At 49.6% G+C, this 16,081-nt stretch carries 13 protein-coding genes; 10 read left to right on the forward strand and 3 right to left on the reverse strand.

Translation table 11 applies throughout. The annotated features are described in order from the left end of the window. Window positions 1-13: 13 nt before the first annotated feature. A complete protein-coding gene (locus FBF28_00170) occupies window positions 14-1,258 on the reverse strand; it encodes a tRNA (adenosine(37)-N6)-threonylcarbamoyltransferase complex transferase subunit TsaD (protein ID QJU07997.1) in 1,245 nt (414 codons plus the stop codon). Window positions 1,259-1,298: 40 nt separating this feature from the next. Between FBF28_00170 and FBF28_00175 the strand changes: the two genes are divergently transcribed. From FBF28_00175 to FBF28_00205, 7 genes are all read left to right on the forward strand, one after another. Next, the gene (locus FBF28_00175; protein ID QJU07998.1) at window positions 1,299-2,597 is read left to right on the forward strand and encodes a UDP-N-acetylmuramoyl-L-alanyl-D-glutamate--2,6-diaminopimelate ligase; all 1,299 of its coding nucleotides are present in this window, start codon (window positions 1,299-1,301) and stop codon (window positions 2,595-2,597) included. 3 nt (window positions 2,598-2,600) lie between these two features. Then, window positions 2,601-4,769: a phosphatase gene (locus FBF28_00180; protein ID QJU07999.1), complete on the forward strand. Its 2,169-nt coding sequence runs from the start codon at window positions 2,601-2,603 to the stop codon at window positions 4,767-4,769. A 64-nt stretch (window positions 4,770-4,833) separates the two neighbouring features. Next, on the forward strand, window positions 4,834-7,971 hold the full coding sequence (locus FBF28_00185) for an SGNH/GDSL hydrolase family protein (GenBank protein ID QJU08000.1): 3,138 nt from the start codon (window positions 4,834-4,836) through the stop codon (window positions 7,969-7,971). Then, window positions 7,961-8,302 (forward strand): hypothetical protein, encoded by a 342-nt coding sequence (locus FBF28_00190; GenBank protein QJU08001.1) that lies wholly within the window; start codon window positions 7,961-7,963, stop codon window positions 8,300-8,302. Before FBF28_00185 ends, FBF28_00190 begins: the two co-directional genes overlap by 11 nt. A 23-nt stretch (window positions 8,303-8,325) precedes the next feature. Next, window positions 8,326-8,871 (forward strand): hypothetical protein, encoded by a 546-nt coding sequence (locus FBF28_00195; GenBank protein QJU08002.1) that lies wholly within the window; start codon window positions 8,326-8,328, stop codon window positions 8,869-8,871. Window positions 8,872-9,863: 992 nt separating this feature from the next. After that, window positions 9,864-10,220, forward strand: coding sequence for a hypothetical protein (locus tag FBF28_00200; protein ID QJU08003.1), 357 nt, complete (start codon window positions 9,864-9,866; stop codon window positions 10,218-10,220). A 152-nt stretch (window positions 10,221-10,372) separates the two neighbouring features. Next, window positions 10,373-10,672, forward strand: coding sequence for a hypothetical protein (locus FBF28_00205; GenBank protein ID QJU08004.1), 300 nt, complete (start codon window positions 10,373-10,375; stop codon window positions 10,670-10,672). Here the strand turns inward: FBF28_00205 and FBF28_00210 are convergent. Further along, complete coding sequence (locus FBF28_00210) at window positions 10,661-11,146, reverse strand: hypothetical protein (protein ID QJU08005.1); 486 nt, start codon at window positions 11,144-11,146, stop codon at window positions 10,661-10,663. The two genes, FBF28_00205 and FBF28_00210, sit on opposite strands and share 12 nt — an antisense overlap. A gap of 44 nt (window positions 11,147-11,190) precedes the next feature. Next, on the reverse strand, window positions 11,191-12,477 hold the full coding sequence (locus FBF28_00215; protein QJU08006.1) for a UDP-N-acetylmuramoyl-tripeptide--D-alanyl-D-alanine ligase: 1,287 nt from the start codon (window positions 12,475-12,477) through the stop codon (window positions 11,191-11,193). Between the two features lie 80 nt (window positions 12,478-12,557). Here FBF28_00215 and FBF28_00220 point away from each other — a divergent pair, with 80 nt between their 5' ends. The 3 genes from FBF28_00220 (at window position 12,558) to groL (ending at window position 16,069) form a co-directional block, all read left to right on the forward strand. After that, a complete protein-coding gene (locus tag FBF28_00220) occupies window positions 12,558-13,694 on the forward strand; it encodes a hypothetical protein (GenBank protein ID QJU08007.1) in 1,137 nt (378 codons plus the stop codon). Between the two features lie 445 nt (window positions 13,695-14,139). Next, entirely contained in the window at window positions 14,140-14,406 is a 267-nt protein-coding gene (locus FBF28_00225; protein ID QJU08008.1) for a co-chaperone GroES, read from the forward strand. 19 nt (window positions 14,407-14,425) lie between these two features. After that, complete coding sequence (groL, locus tag FBF28_00230; protein ID QJU08009.1) at window positions 14,426-16,069, forward strand: chaperonin GroEL; 1,644 nt, start codon at window positions 14,426-14,428, stop codon at window positions 16,067-16,069. Window positions 16,070-16,081: the final 12 nt, after the last annotated feature.

A 16,081-nucleotide genomic window follows, 5' to 3' on the forward strand; every position in this document is an offset into this window, starting at 1 on the left:
AATCCTCACAACGTTAGATTGCTGTCATTGATAAACTTGGTTGCACTTCCAGGTCGTACGGGTCGGCGGGCTTGTCGATTTGGGCGCGGAAATAACCGAGCGCGGCGATCATGGCGGCGTTGTCGGTGCAGAGCTGGATGGGCGCGTATTCGATATCGATAGGCAAGGCCCGGCGTAGTTGGCGGCGTAATTCTTGATTGGCGGCGACGCCACCGGCGATGACGACGGAGGCAGGCTGGAAATTGTCGTAAGCTTTCTTGGTCTTATCGACCAGGGTTTTAACGGCGGTGTACTGGAAACTGGCTGCCATATTATGCCTTAGACTGTCGTTTACTAGCTCTGGAAGCTCGTGCGACGGAAAGGTGAAGTCTTTGCCCACCTCGCGCTGAACGGTCCTCAGAACGGCTGTCTTGAGGCCAGAGAAGGAGAAATCGTACTCGCCATCAAGCTTGGCGATGGGCAGGTGAAAAGCGTGGGGATCGCCGAGCTCGGCTGCTTTGGCGATGGCAGGGCCGCCAGGGTAGGGCAGGCCAATGATTTTAGCGACCTTGTCGAACGCCTCGCCGACGGCATCGTCTTGGGTCTGGCCGATGAGTTGGTAGTCACCGTGACCTTGGAATAGGACCAGCTGTGAATGTCCGCCAGAGACGATGAGGGCGAGGAGGGGGAAGGCGGGTTGATAATGCGGTAAAGACAGTGCCAAATTGCTGGAATTAACAACGGCTTCCGCACGCCGAGATGCTTTCTCGTCAGATTCTTTGGCGACTGCGGGACTCGCTTTGCTCAAACAGTCCTCGTCTCGCAAGGAATCTGACAAGCTCGCCTCTCGGGTTTGTGCAGATGTTGTTAATTCCAGCAATTTGTCATGTTTTGAGCCTCTCTTTCTCTGTTCGGTGATGAAATTAGCGTACACATGCGCCTCGACATGGTGTATCTTGTAGAGCGGCTTATTGTGAATGATGGCGAGGGTGCGGGCGGTGAGAGTGCCGATGAGCAGCGAGCCGATCAGGCCGGGCGCGTAGGTGACGGCGATGGCATCGATGTCGTCCCAGGTGCAGCCGGCATCAGACAAAGCCTTTTTAATGACCGGGTTGATAACTTCCAGGTGGCTGCGGGCAGCGATTTCCGGGATGACGCCGCCGTATTCGGCATGGATGTCGATTTGGGAATTGACCACATTAGAAAGCAGGCGTTCGCCATCTTCAACGACCGCCGCCGCTGTTTCATCGCAGCTGGACTCGATTCCCAAAATCCTCATTTGCTTTTATTATAGCAAATATAAGTGGTAAAATAGGGATATGAAAGCCATATTGGTGAAGTTTGTAAGGAAAGTACTGCCGGGCGGGATGCTGCGGCGGTTAGAGAATGGGTATCGGCGGTTGCGCGTCAAGCTGGTTAGCGCGCGGTATGGTAATCCGTCAAAGCACCTCAGGGTAATCGCGGTGACGGGGACGAATGGCAAGACGACGACATCGTGCTATATTAATGAGATTTTGAAAGAGGCTCATTTCACGACCGCAATGTTTACCACAGCGGTGATCGAGGTGGCGGGTGAGCGAAAACTCAACGACCTCAATGCCACGGTGGCGAGTACGGCGCGGATGCAGCGGTTTTTCCGCGATGCCAAGCGGGCGAACGCTGACTACATAGTGCTGGAGGTGACGAGTCATGCGCTGGATCAGCATAAGCTGGACGGTGTACCGATCGAGGCGGCGGTGATGACGAATTTGACACAGGATCACCTCGACTATCACAAGACGATGGAAGAGTACGCGGCGGCCAAGGGCAAGCTGTTTCAGCTGCGGCCGCGGTTTATCGTGCTCAACCGCGATGACGAGTGGTATGATTATTTCAATCAGTTTGTCGCCAGCGAGCAAAAGATGACGTATGGCCGAAGCGTGGAGGCTGAGGCAAAGATTACCCACGTCAAGTTGTACCGCAAGGGCACCGAGGCCGACGTAGTGCTGGATCATCAGACACACTTGGAGTTGGCGACAAATCTGCCGGGCGAGTTCAACGTGATGAATATGACGGCCGCGACGACGCTGGCGTATCTCTTGGGTGTCAAGCTGGAGGATATCCAGGAGGGCGTAGCGAATGTCGAGGCCGTGCCGGGGCGGTTTGAGCGAGCGGTCGAGGGGCTGGGCTATGACGTGATCGTTGATTATGCTCATACGCCGGATGCGCTGGAAAAACTGCTGGCGGCGGCCCGCGGCATCACCAAGCAGCGGGTGATCTTGGTGTTCGGGGCGTGTGGCGATCGTGATCAGGGCAAGCGACCGATTATGGGCGAGATCGCGGCGCGTGGGGCGGATCGGATTTTCCTGACTGATGAGGAGAGCTATAACGAAGATCCAGAACAAATCCGGCGGATGTTGATGGAGGGAATTGAGCGCGGTCGCGGTGACGCAAAAACGACGGAAATTGCCGATCGGCATCAGGCGATTGAGCGAGCGCTTGGCTGCGCCAAGAAGGGCGATATGGTGCTGATCACCGGTATGGGTCACGAGCAGTATCGGATCGTCAATGGTCAGCGGCTGCCGTGGAATGATAGCCAGGTGGTGCGCGAGATCGTTGGTCGGGAACGGGTGGCGTGAGGCATGCGGCTACTATTGGTAACCAGAGGCATTCCTGGCTCTGGTAAGTCGACGTTTCTCGCGGAGCAGGGGCTTGATAATTATACGTTGTCGCCGGACGCGATACGATTGATGCTGGCGTCGCCGCAGTTGACGCTTGACGGACAAACGACCATGCCGTCGCGTCAAGATGCAGTGGTGTGGCGGCTACTACACGAGATGCTGGAGCAGCGGATGACGCGGGGTGAGACGACAGTGGTTGATGCAACACACACGACGCCAAATTATTTCAAGACGTACGGCGAGCTGTGCCGGAAATATCGCTACCGGCTGGTGGTAATTGATTTTGCTGATGTGCCGCTGGCGGTATGTCAGCAGCGTAATCGAGAGCGGCCGAGCTATAAGGTGGTGCCGAGTAGCGTACTTGAGCGTATGCATCGGCGGCTGCAGCAGAGTTCACTGCCGAAGTGGGTGACGGTGGTGCGGACAGCCGAGGAGGTGAATCAACTGCTTACTAATCAGCCGGAGAATGTTGATAGGTATCGGGCGATTCATCATATTGGCGATGTGCAGGGGTGTTTTACGCCGCTCAAGGAATATTTCGAGCGGTATCCGCTTCGGGATGATGAACTGTATATTTTTGTCGGCGACCTATTAGATCGCGGCACGGAGAATGATGCGGTGATACGATTTATTTGTGACGAGTTGCTTGACCGACCAAACGTGCGGTTCGTCGAGGGTAATCACGAGCTGTATCTCTGGCAGTGGGCGACTGATCAGCCGGTTGCGGCGCGGGTATTTAGCGAACAAACGCAGCCACAGCTGGAGGCAGCGGGCATCGATAAGCGTAACGTAGTGCGGCTAATGCGGCGGATGGATCAATATATTTTGTATCAGTTTCGAGGTCAAACGGTCTTGGTGACGCATGGCGGGCTCAGTACGCTGCCGGAGCGGTTACCATTGGTGGCGACCAGCCAGCTGATCCATGGCGTGGGGGCGTATGATGAGGTTGGGGCGGTGGATGATGCATTTATGGCGCAGACTGATGACGCGACGTTTCAGATTCACGGACATCGCAACAGGCAAAATTACCCCACGCGCTACAACGAACGGTGCTACAATTTGGAGGGAAAGGTTGAGTTTGGTGGCGAGCTGCGAACAGTGCGGCTGGACGAGAATGGCATGACACCGATCGCTATTCGAAACCAACAGGCAACAGCGCGGCTATATCCAGAAAACGCAGCGTTCCTGAGCCAGCTGCGGCAGAATCGCTACATTCATGAATCAATTCTGCCGGGTGATATTAGCTCGTTTAATTTCAAGCCCGAGGCATTTTATCGCCAGGCATGGACGACGCAAACGATGCGGGCGCGCGGACTGTTTCTCAATACGCTGACAAACGAAATCGTGATTCGGGCCTATGATAAGTTTTTTAACATCGGCGAGCGGCGCGATACTGAACTAGCGGCGCTGGAGCAGACGATGACTTTTCCGGCGCGGGCGTGGGTGAAGGAGAATGGATTTTTAGGATTAGTCGGGTATGATTCGGCAGCGGGTGGGCTGGTGATGGCGTCAAAGTCGACGACCGAGGGTGACTATGCGGCGGCCTTTCGGCGAGAGTTTTTGGAGCAATTTCGAGCCAAGCTACCGTCCATCACTGATTATCTGCGCCGGTATAATGCGTGCCTATTGTTTGAGGTCGTGTTGCCGCGATTTGATCCGCATATTATCGCGTATGAGTCGGATCAGCTGGTGCTGCTCGATATCGTTAAGCGGCAGGTTGCATACGAGGCGGTCGACCGGCAGGAGCGGGAGCGATTTGCGCGCGAGATCGGGGCGAACAGCAAGCGTCTGGCGGCGGAGTTTTCGTCGTGGAGGGAGTTTGCGGCGTGGCTTGATCAGCTTCACGGCATGGGGTATCGGTGGCAGGGTGAGCGGGTTGAGGGATTTGTGCTCGAAGATGCTCGTGGCTATCAGGTTAAGGTCAAGCTTGATTATTATAGCTTTTGGCGGCAGATGCGAACAGCACTGGCGGCGCTGCAGGCTGGTCGGCAGCCATCAACGAGGCCCGACTGTCCTGATCCGGCGCTGGCAGCCCGGGTGATTGAATATATGCGGCAGCTGCCCGCCGAGGAATTAGCGCGGCTGGACATCATCGCGCTGCGGCGACGGTTTGAGCAGGCGAGTGGCTAGTTTCTTGTTGCGCGCGGGGGCGGTCTGGTACAATTTTGACATAAGCATAACGGAGGGGGCGCTTATGTGGAAACTTATTATTAGTGTTATTGGGGCTACGTTGGCGGTGTGCATCGCGGTGTCGGCGACGGCTGAAGCGGCTTCTGAGTATGATGATATTATTGATAAAGTCTCAACAAAAACACTAATTCATCATATTGATAATTATCATGGCAAGACCTGTGGAAGTCCCAATGATGATTATGCAAAAAAGTGGTTATTTTCCTTTAAGCAAAAGAGATATTATTCAGGCGACCCCAAAGACCACCAGGCGGCGGTAGAAAGTTTAGAGCGTGCTATGTCGTCACCAAAGGGTGCGTACGCGGTTGTTTATGAGCAGAACAATAAACATAACGACACGTCAAACCCGTATTTCATAAAAGTTTTTTGGACAGAGGACGGTAGGAATGATTATACGTATCGTTTTTATAAAAATCATCAAATAAGCGGGATTTATCTCACGAGGAAGGAGGGTAGTCAGTCGAGACTTTATGTGGCTACCGTTGCCAGCCCTAAGTTGATTTTAGGAGGTGGTAATGGTAGTAATTGTGACCCTGAATACTTGTGGGGATATAAACATTCGCAGGCTTTTATATCTGATATGAATATATCTGTAGGATCAAATAAAAAACTCTTTACGTCTACGTTTTCTGTTGACTATCCAAGTGGCTACGCAGGCCCCAAGTTTCCGGACAATCGCTCAGCGATCGGATGGTGGCCAGACTCGTCTCAATATGATGATTTTACAGACAAAATAACAGTAAAAAAATTAATAAATTACATAAATTATCACAAGAAATTTTGTGCACCATCAGACTATTCTAACAGTTGGTTTACAGCGTTTAAGTATCCCAATATTCCTGACAATCATAAGTATCATAAAAGTTATATGGCAAGTCTTGAACGGGCGATGGCGACGGGAGCGTATGCTGTTGCTTATGAACAAACGACGGTTAATGGTAAAACAGTAAACCCCTATTTCATAACGGTATTTTGGTCAGAAAATAGAGATGACTTTCATATTAAGTTTTACGGTGATGCTCCGTACAGAGTTGCTACCATTACACATAAGTGGGGCAGCAGTGCAAAGTTGTACGGTATGATCGCAGGTAGCACTGGACCGCTCTGGGGACGTGGCGGTTGTGAAGTTGAGTTTTTGCAGGGAAATTATCTAAACGGCTATATACCTACTGCTCGGTTTAACGAGTCGTATATACCGTTGAGCGGTGGCAATAATATGAAAATCTTCACCTCAACCTTCGACGTCGAGTATCCAGACGGCTATAAGGGTAAACCGATTCCTGGCGATCGACGCAATATCAAGTATCTCGCTCTTGGCGATTCCTTCTCCAGCGGTGAAGGCGATACTGATAAAAATCCGGCGACCGACCGGAAGTATTATCGCCAGTGGACGGATGTGAATGAAGATAAGGCGAAGGGCGCGCCAAGGGAAAAGTGCCATGTTAGCACGCGTTCGTATCCGCACAAGCTGGCGAATTGGATGGGGCTGGGTAGCGGCCCGTCGGCGGCGTGGGCGTCGGTTGCGTGTAGTGGGGCGACAGTGTACGACATGAATTGGGACAATTCGGGCGGCTATGAAGGGCAGGACAGTCCGCTCGGGCGGCTGCACGGTTATGACAACAAAGGAGTGTTGCAGAAGATGGCGCTTAACGAGATGATCCCAGGGCGCGTCAAGCAAGTCGAGTTCGTAAAGAAATACCAACCAAAGGTGATCACGCTGACGGCGGGAGGGAATGATGTGGGGTTTGGTAAAAAGATTAAGGATTGCGTTCATTATATTAAAAGCATAGGAACGTGTGATTGGGCCAAAGACGAGATGAACACCCTGGGGTCGCAGATTAAGGGTCAATTTGATCGCCTTGTCGGACTATATAAAGAGTTAAAAGCTGCAAGCCCTAAATCAAAAATATATGCAATAGGATATCCACAATTTATCACAGATACAGAGCCAGCCGCATGTGGACTGAATGCTGGAGCTATAGACCTGGATGAGCGACGCATGATAGTCCACGCTACTCAGTATATGAACGAAGTAATCGAAGCTGCTGCGCGCAAAGCTGGTGTAAAATATGTAGATATTTCACAAGCACTGAACGGTGGTAAGATGTGTGAGAAGCATCAGATCTACATGACAGGTATAGTAGGCTTGGGTGAGCAAGAAAGTTACCATCCAAACAAGCTTGGTCATGTTAAGATATTCGCTGAAATAGCAAAACAACTTGATAATGAGGATTTATCGACTTATAGCAAATACCCTACTGCTGGCGATGAATCAGTGAACGCACCTTCATCAATCTATTTTGACAAAGGTGCACCTTCGTCTGTGAATACTACAATGCTAGCAAACTCCAAACCTTCAAAAGGCAGCAAGCAGAGAGTTGCGCTGGCAAAGAGCTCGCTGCAACCTGGTAGTTCGGCTCGTGTCGAGATTCGATCTAAGCCAGTGGACCTAGGCAGCTATACTGTGTCAAGTGACGGATCTATGAGGGAAACGATAACTATCCCAGATAACATTCCCGCCGGCTATCACACCCTATTTGTGTATGGCAAATCCGTAAGTGGCGAGGATATCAAGATTACTCAGACACTGCTAGTAACGGGCAAAGATAAGGAAGATCTTGACGATGATGGAGTAAAAGACGCTAATCAACCATGTGGAGCCTTTTTGAAGGCTTCGGGGAAAGATGAGGATCTTGACGGCATCGACGACGCCTGCGACCCTGAAATTACCGACCCAATTCTCTATACAGCCCGCAATGGTAAATCAGAGTTTAATGAAGACGAAGGTAAAATCTATGTCTTTCGCAATACTAGAGCAGCGAAATTAACAGGTGTAAATAATGACTATATTGACAAATCAAGTAATAAAGATAATACCGAAGCACTCATTGCCAGCAGTCTTACAGAAGATACCAAAAACCTCTCCTTTAGTAAACTTGTCATCGCAAAAGAAGACGATAAAGATAATAATATTTCAAAAGGTATGCCTATAGTTTTAGCCAAAGATATCAACGAGAAGTGCTACGCTTTGGGGCCTGAAGACTATTTGTCGCCCGCATTGAGGCCAGGATCAAACGGTTACAAACCACGAGGATTAATAAAATTAAATAGACTACCGAAGGGGGTGAGTTGTGAAGAATAAAGAAATGGTTAATGATAATATATCTGGTAAGTTAATAAATAAAAAATCTATCAGTAAAAAAAGACGGGTGGCTGGTCTGTATACTCAAACTTTTGCCGGACTTCTAGTCGTATTCTGGTTATATAGCTGGATGGTAGCGAATCTAATAAGTGACCAAACCTCTATGCTCTATAAAATTATAGTAGGAGTAGTAATTTTGTGCTCGCTTGTAAATGTCCTCCTACTTAAAAAATGGTGGCAACGACTTATCTGGGTGTTTATTGTTCTTGTTTTTGTCGCAATCTTAACTTATTGGATTGGCTGGGACTTACATAGCGATATACGTTTTTAGCGGTGGGAAAAAGAGGAGAATATATGGCTATGGTCTCAAAATCCCAGGATATCGACGAAAATGGCACGCCGGACAAACTTCAACCCTGCGGAGCTTTCACTCAAGCTGCTAATAAAGACGAAGACCTTGATGGCATCGACGACGCCTGCGACCCTGAAATTACCGACCCCATCCTCTGCACTGCTCGCAATGGTAAATCGTCGCTTGGCGAGGATGAGGATCGGATTTATCTCTTTCGCAATACGCGAGCAGCTAACTTGACTGGTGTCACGAACGATTACGTTGACAAGTCGAAAAACCAGAACAATGCTGATGCACTGATTGGACATACTTTAAGCGAAGAGACACGCGGACTTGCATTCAATAAACTGGTCGTTATGAAAGAAGCTGACGGTGACATCAAAAAAGGAACGCCGATTATTCTCGCCAAAGATGTGAACGAGAAGTGCTATGCCCTAAAACCAGAAGACTACCTATCACCAGCACTCAAACCTGGAGCAAAAGACTACAAGCTACGAGGATTAATAAAACTAAATACACTACCGAAGGGGGCAAGTTGTGAAGAATAAGAAAGTTATAAAGTACTCAATCATGCTGTATACTGGTATACTGTCGGTTTTAGGATTGTGCCAGTTTCTAGGCATACCAAACCTTGATACAGCTTCAAGACACGACAGGATGTTGCTGGGAGCGACTATATGGTGGTTAGGTGTGGCCGAGTTATTATAAATGTGATTATTGCAATAAGGCTTAGAACATTGAGGACCCTGGCTATTGTCCTGCTAATGTTGTGTATCGTGTTTGGCTTGGTCGGTGGTTTTCATTATTATCTAGCAGTTAACTGGAAATGGGGTTGATCCGTGAAGAATAAGAAAATAATTGTGGGATTATCAATTATTGTCCCAATGTTAATATTGTTGCTAGAATACTACATAATCGGTCCGCTATTGGCTGATGGTGTCAGTATATTTGTTGCACAATGCTCGTTGCTAGCTTTGAGTGCTATATTTATGATAGTGGGCATTGTCATTTTAGTGAGAGCTTCTGGGGGTTATAAATTTTGTTGTGTGCCCAGTATCGTCGCCAGCTTATTACTCGTTTTTGGATATTTTTTGTCCGAAACTGTAAAAGAGATACGGTTCTAGTGAGCTTGGAAAGTAAAATGTGTTATGTTCAACAAAGTGGGCTGTGAAGAAAAATAAGATTGTAAAATACGCCACGATAACTTATACATGTCTATTGGCGGTAATGGCATTTTGCTTATTCGTAGGAATACTGAATCTAGACATGAATCCGAGGCAAGTTAACTCACTGTTAGGAATCATTCTTGTGTGGGCAAGTGTGATCGGTATAGCTATAAACCTGCTCACGGTAATTTTTATAAAAAGTCTACGCTCCATTGCCGTAGTGCTGCTCATCGTATGCACATTTGCACTGGCAGAAGGATGTTTTCATTATTTTTGGTTTTCACAGCCATTCGCAGGGGGACGGTGAAGTAGCGCATGGTTAATCACATCATGAAGATTAATAAAACTAAACAAGCTACCGAAGGGGGGTGGTTGTGAAAAAGAATAAAAAGATAACGCAGAATATATTATTGGCGGCCGTTATGGCTACCATGCCGCTACTCGTGGTGCGAGGTGATACATATCAAATAGGGCTGATTATAGAATGTATTGCAGCCGTGATTAGTCTGTTATTATTGTTTACTTCTGCGAATAGAAGAAAGAATTTTCCACTTTCACATCTGGCGGCTATTTTGTGGTTATTTGTCCCCGTGTCATTTTTGTTCCTACTGCAGACATCCTTGTTTGGGAGTGGTTTTGAAGGGCTTTTTAATTGGGCGAGAACCGGACTCATAGTTGGTGTCGTTGCTATAGTATTGACGAGTATTCAGCTGTTTAGAGTGAATCGTTGATGGAGTTTGGTAGGGTGAGTTGTGAAGATGAGCCAACAAGTACGTCAAAGCGCCAAGGACACGACCAGGAAAGTTCATTACATTTGGTAGCTGTCTGGTCGCAGTGATAGATTGATTAACTAACACAGCCGATTTATCATGAAGAGTAGGTTATGAAAGATGATGTAGCGACGACAGACAAGCCATATTTGAGCGATACGGTCGTGATTTTGCTGGTAGTCGCACCGATAACTTTGTGCGTGCTGCTCTTTGTTGTGGCGAGGTGGGATACGTGGTGGATTCGTGAATATCATGTTACTGAGATAGCGGCAATGGCGCTGCCAATGCTGTTGTCGGCGGCGGGGGTGTGGATGGTGGTATGGCTGAAGGGTATATATAAACTCTGTGCGTTCAGTAGCCTCGCGGTAGCGGCGTTGTTCTGGCTGGCGTTCCTTTATAAGTTATCGCAGTGATTTTTTGCGACTCTCGCGGTACTTGGTGCGGCGATTGATAATCATAAGAGATGTTCCGCAGATGAAAAGCGGCGGCATACAGAACAGGTATACGAATTCCCCGAGTCCATCAGCCAGAAAGCAGTTACCTATGGAAAATCCGCTACCGCAACGCCCAGGAATACCCCACCCGCCGATTGTCACATCGAGAAGCAGTATGAGTATTACGAGGTAAAACAGGATGCCTGTTATAACCAGTGGCCAGCGATTGCGTAGATTCTGGTGGCGGGCGGCGGTGATTGACCGGTCCGTTATCCCTATCATCAGCAAAGTGATAAGCATGGCCACAATGAACCACATTGAGTCGTGCAAATAGTAGTCATAATAATAGTCAGGCGGGCCAAATTGGTCAGAGTTGAGCTTGTGTAGGTGGTCATTATGGGCGGTTGCAAGCACAAAAACGAGAATCGTCAGGCCGTAAATAAGCCAACGCATGATGCGAGTGGTAATTGATTTTTTTGATGGAGTATTTTCGGTCATCAATGGTTACTTTCAAAAAACTGCTGTTTCTTTTCGAGCCACGCGTCTGACTGGCGGACGAGTTTTTGGCGGTCGGCGGGGTTTTTGAGGAGCGGCTTGATGGCTTCCTCGAGGTAGATGCCACCCTGGGAGCCCTTGAAGAGGAATGTGGTGTCTTTATTGGCTAAGCGGGCGAGGAACTCAGTGGCATCGGTGGCCTTGGCGAACGAGGTGACGGTGCAGCCATTTTGGCGAGCAACTGGAGCGAGGAATTGCTCGGCCAAGCGGCCGACGGTGATAACGTGGTCAAGCTGCTTTGGGTCGCATAGTGCGCCAACAGCGGCGTGTTCATCGGCTGCGGTCTCGCCCAGCTCGTTCATGTCGCCAAGGACGGCGATTTTGGTTTTGGCGGGCAGCTGGTAGAGGGTTGTCAGGGCGGATTTTACAGCGAGGGGACTGGCATTATACGAATCGTCGATGATGGTTGCATCGTTGATACCGGGCAAGATATTCATGCGGCCGCTGACTGGCGTGAAATTCTCGAGCATGGTCATCACACATTCGATGTCAAGTCCAAGCTCCAACGCCACCGCCGCTGCGCCGCCGGCAACGCGGAGTTGATGCGCGCCGACAACGGGGATGATGAATGGACGCGAGGTTTGGTCGGCGTGGATGAGCCGGCACTGAAAGCCCTTGCCGCTGGTAAATTTACCGATAGCCATCTGGTAGTCGGCGCCCGGCTCGGTGCCGTAGGAAATGATTTGGCTGCAATCGGCGAAGTCCACGAACTCGGGGCGAATGTCGTCGCGGTTGTAGATCACTTTTTCGCTATATTCAGCGAGGGCGAACTCCTCGCGGGCGACGGTTTCTAGTGAGCCGAAAAACTCCATATGCTCAGGCGCGATGGCGGTGACAATGGTAATGTCAGGGCGAATATAGCGGCCGAACGCGGCCATTTCGCCGGGGTGATCAATGCCGAATTCTTGAACGATAACGTCGAGGTCGTGCTGGCGGCGGGCAGCACGGCGGGCTCGGCCCAAGACCGATAACCAATTCCATACCGAGCGGGGGTTCTGTGGTGAATCGACACCGAGAATTTCCAGCGGCGCGCTAAACTCGGCGTTGAAGTTGCCGCGGTTGGTGCGGACTTTATAACTGGAGTTTAGGACGCTGACGAGGGTTGATTTGGTAGTAGTTTTGCCGACGCTACCGACAACGGCAACGAGCTTGATGTGCGGATTATGCAGGAAGAACGTAGTGACAGAGCGGGCGAGAATGCGCGAGATGAGGGTTTTGAAGAGTCTCATGAGTATAGTATAGCATCTTTTGAAATAGGTAGTGATCCAGGAACTTGATTTTTTATCAAGTTTATGCTAATATCCATCGTATGGGTAGTAAAGAAAAATTAACAAGTCACGCTGATGCTATTACAACTGGTTTAGAGGATAATGAAGCAGTTTTAAGCTATCTCAATGGGGGGGTACTTGAGCAACAAGGAACTTGGGATGCCCCTAGTGGCAGTGAACTCAATGGTCGGTGGAGCAGGGAGTGGATACTGTCATGCTATCTTGACCTTACAGATGCAATGATTCAGCATCTTGGTGGTTATGAGAATGAGCAGCCGGATTTTGTGCCAGATGAGGTACTGTTTCTAGATAAATCGGCTAGACCTGTTGCGTGGCTCGTTGATTCATTATGGGAAGTAATGGCCGATGAGGGAGCAAAAAAGCCTCATTTTGATTTTATTCATATTGATCGTAAAGAGTGGTGGGCACGTGTCGGTCGTCCGCTAGTTCGTGAAGAAAATCGTGACCCACTTGAGTTTAATGTCAATGAAATTTCCGAGGAAACCATTAGTGCCATTCGTGCCAAGTTTGTAGTTGGTGATCTGACGCCTGATAACTATAAGACCGAGGTATGGAAATTACCTACTACACTTGATGGTAAAAAAGTGTTAATTGTAGATGAGATTAAAAGTAGCGGTGCAACAGCTTATATGACCCAGCAGTTACTGTCTCGCGCAGTCCCAGATGCTGAGTTTACAAATGAGTATTTTTGGTCTGTGCCATATAGTGAGGGAAAATCTATAGAGATTGATAACAAAGATGGCACAAGATCGGTGCAGCGTCAGATGCATAATACACCGGTTTGGTACGATAAAACCTCACCGGCCGGAAGGGAGGTTTCAGACCCTTCTTTGGGAGTAATGGATAGGCTGTATCATGAAAATCCTACGCAAGAAAACCTGAGAAGGCGGATAGCGTGGTTTATTGAGAGTGTAACACCAGAAGATGTCGGCGCTGATGTCGATGAGAGGACGAAGCGGCTGAAGAGGGATATAGCCACTCTAAGCTATCTGAGCATAAATGATTTTATGATGACGCGCAGTGATACGAGAGCGAAGAGAAAAGCAGAATATCTAAAGAGCAAACAGGGGGCATCCTCCGGAAATAAGAACAGTAATCTGCTACTGCGTAAGCATAATGAGGGTATTAGAAAGGCTCAGAAAATAAGAACCGTTTAGGCCTGCAGTCGTCTTAATTCTCCTACTATATCGTTATGTGTATCATCATATATTGTTAGAGAAAAGGGTGCTGACTCAGCTTTATGACCAGTGTCGCTACTGTCACCCTCTGGAAATACTGCATTCCCCTCATAGTGTATAGTTCGTTCAAATCGTATCGAATTAGCAACCTCGAGTGCTACATCGCCTAGGCGAGTTTTAACACAGGTAGGTAAGTCATGTTCGTTGCGCTCTACATGGAGCACCTCCTGTACGTACCTAGAAGCCCTTCTGCCATCTGGAGTTGTTGTTTTTTCTAAACACATCTTGTGAATATTAACACAATATATTTATAAAGTCAAGCAGTATTGGTGTTGGCTTTGGCGGATTTTTCTAGCACTCACCCTTGACGAGTGCTAATTTGGTGCGGTACAATGGGTGTATTGTTAACGAAATGGAGGATGATATGGATACACCTATCAAGCCTCTCGGCGACCGCGTGGTAGCGGTGCGCGAGGAGGCGAAGACGCAGACGGCTAGCGGATTATATTTGCCGGACAACGCCAAGGAGAAGCCGGTGGTGGCTGAGGTTAAAGCAGTTGGCGGCGATGTCAAACATGTGAAAGTGGGTGACAAGATTGTCTATAAGGAATATTCGACCACGGATCTAAAGATTGACGGCACGGAATATTTGATCGTCCGCGAGGAAGATATTTTAGCAACGGTTGTTTGAGAAAAGGGAAGTTTTTATTATGGCAAAAAAAGTTTTTTACGATGATGATGCGCGCGCTCGCGTGTTGGGCGGTGCCGAGGCGCTGTATAACGCAGTTAAGGTAACCTACGGGCCAAAGGGTCGCAATGTGGTGATCGCCAAGGGTTTTGGCGGGCCAACAGTGACGCATGATGGTGTAACAGTGGCGGAAGGCATTGAACTGCCAGAGAACGACGACGAGACGCTGGGTTATAAGGTCGGCGCTGATTTGATCAAACAAGCGGCCAAGAACTTGAACAAGCAAGCTGGCGACGGCACCACGACCGTGACGGTGCTGACTTATTCGATTTTGAAGGAAGCCAACCGGTTGATCGCAGCGGGCCACAACCCAATGGAGCTGCGCAAGGGTATCGAGCAGGCCGGCGCGGAAATTGTCAAAGAGCTGAACGAATTAGCTGAGCCAATTGAGGGCAAGTCTGAGCGCGTGGCGGAAGTGGCAACCATCTCGGCGGGCGACGCGGAAATTGGCAAATTGATCGCCAGTGTCATCGAAAAAGTTGGCAAAGACGGCGTGGTGACGGTTGAAGCTGGCCAAGGCTTGGAGCTGGAGGCTGAGGTCGTTGAAGGCTTTAGCCTAGACAAGGGCTGGGTCAGTCCGTTCTTCGTCACCGACACTGGTCGGCAAGAGGCGGTGTATGAAAAACCAGCAATTTTGATTACCGATAAGAAAATTTCCAGCGTGCAGGAATTCTTACCGATGCTGGAAAAATTGGCACAAAGCGGGAAAAAGGACGTGGTGTTGATCGCTGATGAGGTCGAAGGTGAAGCGCTGAGTATTTTGGTGCTGAACAAGCTGAAAGGTGTGTTTAACACCGTGGCTGTTAAGGCGCCAAGCTTCGGCGACCGCCGCAAGGAGATTTTGCGCGATATCGCGGTGTTGACTGGCGCAACGGTGATTTCTGAGGACCACGGTTTGACGTTTGAAAATGCTGGCCTGGAGGTCTTGGGTTCGGCACGCAAGGTGATTGTCGGCAAAGATGAAACCACCATCGTTGAGGGCGCGGGCAAGCCGTCAGCCGTGAAGGAGCAGATCGCTCAGATCAAAGCACTGTCCGACAATGCTTCCAGCGAGTACGAAAAAGAACAATTCGACAAGCGGGCAGCTGCCTTGAGCGGCAAGGTGGCCGTTATTAAAGTCGGCGGCGCGACCGAGACAGAAATTGACGAAAAGAAGTTCCGGGTGGACGACGCAGTGGCAGCGACCAAGGCAGCCTTGGCTGAAGGAATTGTCGCCGGTGGTGGCGTCACGCTGGTGAATTTGGCTGGCGGCTTGAAAGTGAGCGGTGCAGATAGCATCGCGGCTGGCCGGCAGATTCTAAAGGATGCCTTGAAGCAGCCGTTCCTACAGATTATGCGTAACGCTGGCTTGAATGCCGACGCGCTGCTAGCGCAAGTCGAGGCGGGCAAGGCTGGCTTTGGCGTTAATGTCATGGATCCGGAAGCAGGCCTGGTGGACGTCAAAAAAGCTGGCGTCATCGACCCAGCGCGCGTCACTAAGGAAGCAGTGCAGAACGCGGTATCTATCGCCTCAACCGCAGCAACCATGGGCGCACTGGTCGTCGACGTACCAGAGCCAGAAGCTCCAGCTGTGCCTGGTGGCATGCCAGGTATGGGGATGATGTAAGACTCTTGCTTC

This window comes from Candidatus Saccharibacteria bacterium oral taxon 488 (genome assembly GCA_013099195.1).
Lineage (GTDB): Bacteria > Patescibacteriota > Saccharimonadia > Saccharimonadales > Saccharimonadaceae > Nanosynbacter.